Consider the following 5,702-nt stretch of genomic DNA (forward strand, 5'->3'; position numbering starts at 1 on the left):
CGCCGTCTTCCTCACCAGCGACTGCGCCCGCGGGAAGATCGCCGCATTCGTGGCCGACCCGGCCGCCGCACCGGCCGCGCCCTGCGCGGACGCCACGGCCCGGCCGGGCGACCTGCACGTCACCGGAGCCCCATACCTGATCTCCCGCTCCCCCTGGCTGGCCGCCCCCTTCGCGGCCTTCGCGCTCGCCTCCCTGGTCCAGCTCGTCTCCGGGGCACTGAGAGGCCGGGCGCTCGCGGCCTACGGCGGCCTGTCGGGCGTCGCCTTCACGGGGATCGTGGCCCAGTCCGCGCACACCCTCGCCGGCGCGAACGGCACCGCGCTGGCCGTCGGCGTCCCCGGCACCACGGTCGCGTACACGTCGATCGCGGTGGCGTCGGCCCTGCTGACGGCCGTGGCGCTGCTGCGTGACCGCGGGTGGCCGCAGGTCGCCGCGACCGTCATCGGCGCCGGATTCCTCATATGGTGGTACACCTGGTTCCTCTGACGCGCGTCCGTGAACTCGACGCTCTCCGCGGCTTCGCGGTGGGCGGAATCATGCTGGTCAACACCTGGCAGCACAGCACGAAGCAGCAGACCGGCGTCGACTGGACCGTCGAAGCGCTGTTCCAGAGCCGGTTCTACCCGATCTTCTCGTTGCTGTTCGGCATCAGTTTCCTGCTGTTCCTGCGCGGCAACAGCCGGTGGGCGCTGCTGAGCAGGCTGTTCTGGCTGTTCTGCTTCGGACTCGTGCAGCGCACCTTCTACGAGGGCGAGGTGCTGACCGACTACGCCTTCTACGGGGCGGTGGTGCTGCTGCCCGCCTCGTTCCTGGCCCCCGGCCTGCCGGTGCTGCTGCTCGGGCTGGGAGCCCTGGTGTGGGCGGTGGCCGTCGGCGGCGGGGCCCTGCTCATCCCCGGCCTGTTCCTGGTCGGCATGGCGCTGTGGCAGCTGCGTCCGCCACGATGGCTGCTGCTCCCGTCGTTCGCGGTCGCCGCTGCGGCCACCGTCCTGCTGACGGCCGCGTGGTCGGCCACGCACGCCTGGTCCACCTACAGCGTGGCCGCGCTGGCGGGCGCGGCGGCGTACTCGCTGGGGCTGCTGCTCGTGCTGGGGCCGTGGTCGGCGGCGGTGCTGGAGCCGCTGGGGCGGATGGCGCTGACCAACTACGTCTCCGGCACCGCGATCATCATTCTGGCGGGCCCGCTGGTCGACGCCGACACCACCCGCTGGTCGGTGGTGGGTCTGACGGTGGTGACCGTGGCCGCGCAGGTGCTGCTGAGCCGGTGGTGGCTGGCGAGGTTCAGGTACGGGCCGCTCGAATGGGCATGGCGGTGCCTCACCTGGTTTCGGCGGGTGCCCAACCGGCTAGAGTCTGGCCGTGACCAGAATCGCCCTCTGCCAGATCCCGGTCTCCCCTGACCCGCAGGCCAACCTCGAAAGGGTATCGACCACGAGCAGACCGCCGCCGCCCGCGCCACCCTGCCGTGCCTGGAACATCGCGTCTTCCGGGGTCAACAGATCGTAAAGTAGGAGCGTGAGCGGAACGCAGATGCAGAAGGTTGTCCCGCCGCGTCTGCTCGTGCCATATCTGTCGGGCAAGCGCACGGTCATTTCCGGCTATGTCTACCGGGTGCAGGATTGCGTCAGGTTGACCACGCCGGAGGCGCTCTACTACGGGCTCGACCTGTCGTTCGATGGATCGGAACTGTTCGCCGAGGTGCCCGAGATCTACGTCATGCGCTGGTTCGCCCGCGACATCGACACCTACGCGGTGCCGTACGGGCCGCACATGGGGGGCGATTGGAGCGACGCTCCGCCCTTCGCCGGCAATGGGTTCACGACCTCGTCGGAGCACGTGGTGCCGCAGTTCCACACCGTTCCGATGCCGATCCCGGCCGGGGCGGAGATCATTCGCGTCACGGCCGAGGACGAGCGGACCTTCGCCCACTACGACGGGCTGACCTGGCGGCCCGCCGCATGAGCGACGAGACCGTGCCGATCGCCTCCGGCTTCGTGGCCCGCTTCGGCGAGCGCACCCTGCCCGCCGCCCTCGGCCCCGACAGCGACCAGGTGGTGTTGTTCAGCGAGACGGAGCTCGACGGGTTCGAGCCGGCCTCCGGCTACTGGCGGCGGGTCGTGCCCAGGGCGCAGTTGGAGTGGCTGGTGCTGATCCGCACGGTGGGGGCGTTCGGCGGCGAGCCGTGCATCGTGCTCGACGAGGACGACGACGGCCTGCACATCGCCTACACCGGGCACAGCGGGATGAAGGCGGAGGCGCTGGGCTACTGGATGGTCGACCACGGCGCCTACGAGGTCGTGGTGCCCCGCGAGGAGGTCTTCTCGATCCGGGTCGAACGCGTCCCGGTGCCGTAGGAGCTAACCGGCGGGGGTGCCGAGGCGGCGGTAGCGGGCCTGGCGGGCGGCGAACCGGTCGGCCGGGGTCGATCGCAGCAGCAGCGCGATCTCGTGCTCCAGGGCCCGCCCCACTCGTTCGCAGAAGTCCCTAGGCTCGTACGCGGCGTCGGGCAGCTCGGGGATGACCCGGTCGACGATGCCGTCGCGCCGCAGGTCGGTGGCGCGGATGTGCTGCGCCTGGGCGATCTCGGGGGCGAAGTCGACCGAGCGGTAGAGGATGGCCGAGGCGCCCTCGGGCGGCAGCGGCGACAACCAGGCGTGCTGCGCGCAGAGCACCCGGTCGGCGGGCAGCAGCGCCAGCGCCGCCCCGCCCGCGCCCTCACCGAGCAGCAGGCACACGGTGGGCGCGTCGAGCATGACCAGCTCGGCCAGGCAGCGGGCGATCTCGGCGGCCAGGCCACCCTCCTCGGCCGACTTCGACAGGTCGGCGCCCGCCGTGTCGACGACGGTCACCAGGGGCAGGCCCAGCTCGGCCGCCAGCCGCATGCCGCGTCTGGCAGCGCGCAGCCCCGCCGGGCCCAGCGGCGAGTTGGCGCGCTGGAAGCGGCGGTCCTGGCCGAGCACCACCGCCGGCGCGGTGCCGAACCTGGCCAGCGCCAGCAGCAGCCCCGGTTCGTTCTCGCCCTCGCCGGTGCCGCTGAGCGGGGTCACGTCGGCGGCGGCGAGCTTGAGCAGCGTGCGCACGCCGGGCCGGTCGTCGCGGCGCGAGCGGGTGATCGCCTCCCACGCCTCCACGGGACGCAGGTCCTCCTCGGGGGGAGGACCGGCCACGACGGCGGAACTGTCGGCGGCGAGCACGGCGAGCGCCCTGATCGCGACCTCCCGCGCGTCCTCCGCCGACACCACTGCGTCGAGCAGCCCTTTGCGGTGCAGGTTCTCCGACACCTGCACGCCCTCGGGAAAGGGGTAGCCGTGCAGCGACTCGAACACCCTCGGCCCCATGAACCCGATCAGCGCCTCCGGCTCGGCCGCCGCGACGTGCCCCAGCGACGCCCACGACGCGAAGACCCCGCCGGTCGTCGGGTGCCGCAGGTAGACCAGGTAGGGCAGGCCGGCGGCGCGATGCGCCTGGATCGCGGCGGTGATCTTCACCATCTGCACGAACGCGACCGCCCCCTCCTGCATCCGCGTGCCGCCCGAGGCCGGCGCGGACAGCAGCGGCAGCCCCTCGCGGGTGGCCCGCTCGACCGCGCTCACGAACCGCTCGGCCGCCGCCACCCCGATCGAGCCCGCCATGAACGAGAACTCGCAGGCCGCGATCGCGACCCTGCGCCCGTCGAGCCGTCCTTCGCCGGTGATCACGGCCTCGTCGTAGCCGGACTTGACCCGGGCCGCGGACAGCTCGTCGGCGTAGGAGGAGCCGGGCGGCGCCGGATCGGCTGGCGGCGCGTCCCACGATGTCCACGAGCCCTTGTCGAGGACCGTGTCGATCAGTGTGCGCGCGTCCGGACGGCTCACTATCACTCCCTAGAAGTCGGACATCCTTGCAATGGTGACGCATGAGAGCGCCGTCCGGTGCCGCGGGTGGGGAATCATCGTTCGCGCTCCCGCAGCCAGGCGAGCACGGAGTCGTTGTCCTGGCCGAGCGTGGGCGGCGCGCTGTGCTCCGCTCCGGTCAGCCCGTCGAAGCGCAACGGCGGCCCCGGCAGCTCGATCTTCCCGAGCACCGGATGCTCGACCTCGACGACCAGGCCCTGCGAGCGGGTCTGCTCCCAGGCGTAGACCTCGTCGATCGACCTGATCGCGCCCGCCGGCACGCCGGCATCGGCCAGCCTGGCCAGCCAGTGGGCGCGGTCGTGGGCGGCCAGGGCCCGTTCCATGTCGGCGATCAGCTCGTCGCGGTGGGCGAACCGCTTCCTGTTGGTGGTGTAGCGAGGATCGGCGGGATCGATGCCGAGCAGAGCGGCGACCTTCTTCCACTGGCCGTCGTTGGCGGCGGCGATCTGCAGCATGCCGTCGGAGCAGCGGAAGGTGCCGTAGGGGGCGATGGAGGCGTGGTGGTTGCCGCCGGCGGCGGGCACCTTGCCGCCGACCGTCCATGCGGTGCCGTGGTAGGCGTGCACGCCGGTAACGGCGGCCAGCAGCGATGTGCGCACGACCCGGCCCTTGCCGGTGCGCTCGCGCTCGTAGAGTGCCCCGGCCACGCCGTAGGCGCCGTGGATGCCGGCCAGCAGGTCGGCGATGGACGCGCCGACGCGGTAGGGCTCGTCGGGTGAGGGGCCGGTCAGCGACATCAGGCCGCCCTCGCCCTGGGCGATCCCGTCGTAGCCGGGGCGGCCGCCTTCAGGGCCGTCGTGGCCGAACCCGGTGATGGACAGGATGACGAGGCGGGGGTTGAGCTCGTGGAGGCGCTCGGCGGAGAATCCGAGGCGGTCGAGCACGCCGGTGCGGAAGTTCTCCACGAGGACGTCGCTCTGGCGGACGAGGCGCTCGATGAGCTCCTTGCCCTCCGCGGACTTGAGGTCGACGGTGATGGACTGCTTGTTGCGGTTGGCCGCCAGGAAATAGGTCGAGATATCGTGATCCGGCCCGGCGAACGGCGGGCCCCAGCCCCGCGACTCGTCACCGCCGTCCGGATGCTCGACCTTGATCACCCTGGCGCCCAGGTCACCCAGCATCTGCGCGGCGTGCGGCCCGGCCAGGGCCCTGGACAGATCGAGCACGACGATGTCGCCGAGGGGTCCCAGCAAGATCAACCTCCTACATGCGCTCCAAGGGCGAAAGAACATTCTCTCAGGTACGAGCCCCCTCTCCTCTACCCTGGTCCGATGAATCCGCCGGCCGATCACATCGGGAAGCTGCCCCCGTCGTGCGGGCCCGTCCGGCTGGTGGCCGTGGACGGGCCGGCCGGATCCGGCAAGACGACGTTCGCGCGGCGGCTCGCCGCCGGCCTCGGGTGCCAGGTGGTCCACAGCGACGACTTCCCCGTGCCGTGGGAGGACGGGCCAGGCGGCTGGTTCCACGCGCTGGAGTCGCAGGTGATCGAGCCGCTGCGGCACGGCCGCCCCGGAGGTTTCCGCAGGTACGACTGGGTGCGGGGCGAATACGCCGAGCAGGTGGGCGTGCCCGTCGCGCCGGCGCTCGTCATCGAGGGGGTCGGCGCGGCCAGGGCCTCGGTGGCGGAGCTGCTGGCGTACACCGTCTGGGTGGAGGCTCCCGAGGCCGTGCGGCTGGCGCGCGTCCTGCGGCGGGACGGGCCCGAGCTGGAGCCCCGGTGGCGTACGTGGTTCGCGGCCGAGCGGACGTGGTTCGCCGAGGACCGCACGCGGGAGCGCGCCGACCTGATCGTCCGGACGGGGTGAGGG

7 protein-coding genes are annotated in these 5,702 nt (G+C 72.2%); 5 read left to right on the forward strand and 2 right to left on the reverse strand.

The window, feature by feature from the left end:
- The 4 genes from E1267_RS45120 to E1267_RS42220 all read left to right on the forward strand — a co-directional run.
- Positions 1 to 487, forward strand: a 487-nt coding sequence (locus E1267_RS45120; RefSeq protein ID WP_220449933.1) for a hypothetical protein, incomplete at its 5' end; no start/stop codon positions are given.
- Positions 463 to 1,401, forward strand: a complete 939-nt coding sequence (locus E1267_RS42210; protein WP_132341708.1) for a DUF418 domain-containing protein — start codon at positions 463 to 465, stop codon at positions 1,399 to 1,401. The genes E1267_RS45120 and E1267_RS42210, both read left to right, overlap by 25 nt.
- A gap of 115 nt (positions 1,402 to 1,516) precedes the next feature.
- The gene (locus tag E1267_RS42215; RefSeq protein WP_246064692.1) at positions 1,517 to 1,963 is read left to right on the forward strand and encodes a hypothetical protein; all 447 of its coding nucleotides are present in this window, start codon (positions 1,517 to 1,519) and stop codon (positions 1,961 to 1,963) included.
- Positions 1,960 to 2,355 carry a hypothetical protein gene (locus tag E1267_RS42220; RefSeq protein WP_132341710.1) on the forward strand — a complete coding sequence of 132 codons (396 nt, stop codon included), beginning with the start codon at positions 1,960 to 1,962 and terminating at the stop codon, positions 2,353 to 2,355. Before E1267_RS42215 ends, E1267_RS42220 begins: the two co-directional genes overlap by 4 nt.
- A gap of 3 nt (positions 2,356 to 2,358) precedes the next feature.
- Here the strand turns inward: E1267_RS42220 and E1267_RS42225 are convergent, their stop codons facing one another.
- Entirely contained in the window at positions 2,359 to 3,855 is a 1,497-nt protein-coding gene (locus E1267_RS42225) for a carboxyl transferase domain-containing protein (RefSeq protein WP_132341712.1), read from the reverse strand.
- 74 nt (positions 3,856 to 3,929) lie between these two features.
- Positions 3,930 to 5,126: a CaiB/BaiF CoA transferase family protein gene (locus E1267_RS42230; protein WP_165960106.1), complete on the reverse strand. Its 1,197-nt coding sequence runs from the start codon at positions 5,124 to 5,126 to the stop codon at positions 3,930 to 3,932.
- 39 nt (positions 5,127 to 5,165) lie between these two features.
- Between E1267_RS42230 and E1267_RS42235 the strand changes: the two genes are divergently transcribed.
- The gene (locus E1267_RS42235) at positions 5,166 to 5,699 is read left to right on the forward strand and encodes a uridine kinase family protein (RefSeq protein ID WP_132341716.1); all 534 of its coding nucleotides are present in this window, start codon (positions 5,166 to 5,168) and stop codon (positions 5,697 to 5,699) included.
- The last annotated feature ends 3 nt before the right edge of the window (positions 5,700 to 5,702 follow it).

Origin of the sequence: Nonomuraea longispora (assembly GCF_004348345.1) — a bacterium.
GTDB lineage: Bacteria > Actinomycetota > Actinomycetes > Streptosporangiales > Streptosporangiaceae > Nonomuraea > Nonomuraea longispora.

Bases quoted from the DNA above. Each gene is read 5' to 3' on its own strand.
- E1267_RS42235 (WP_132341716.1), top strand. From the start codon at position 5,166: ATGAATCCGCCGGCCGATCACATCGGGAAGCTGCCCCCGTCGTGCGGG.
- E1267_RS42210 (WP_132341708.1), top strand. From the start codon at position 463: ATGGTGGTACACCTGGTTCCTCTGACGCGCGTCCGTGAACTCGACGCT.
- E1267_RS42230 (WP_165960106.1), bottom strand. From the start codon at position 5,126: ATGTTCTTTCGCCCTTGGAGCGCATGTAGGAGGTTGATCTTGCTGGGA.
- E1267_RS42220 (WP_132341710.1), top strand. From the start codon at position 1,960: ATGAGCGACGAGACCGTGCCGATCGCCTCCGGCTTCGTGGCCCGCTTC.